The 254-nt window shown below is 69.3% G+C and carries 1 pseudogene; it reads left to right on the top strand.

The window, feature by feature from the left end:
- A pseudogene (locus tag KVS67_RS12365) lies at positions 1 to 254 on the top strand (peptidylprolyl isomerase); the annotation flags it as partial.

Here is a 254-nt window from a genome sequence, read left to right on the forward strand (position 1 = left end):
GGTCGAGATCGACGGGGAGATCGACACCGACCAGCCCACCACGCGGGTGCTGTCCGCCGGCGAGTGGGAGCAGGTGCAGGAGGGCGACGTCCTGAAGATGTCGTTCGCCGTCGTCGATCCGGCCAGCGGCGAGGTGGTCGCCGAGAACTTCAGCGGCGAACCGGAGGCCGTGCCCGTGGTCGACCAGCTCAAGTCCATGGACCCGGAGATCCACGAGATGCTGGTGGGCAGCGGTGCCGGCACGATCGTCGCCG

Source organism: Micrococcus sp. GbtcB5 (genome assembly GCF_019091605.1).
GTDB classification, from domain to species: domain Bacteria; phylum Actinomycetota; class Actinomycetes; order Actinomycetales; family Micrococcaceae; genus Micrococcus; species Micrococcus luteus.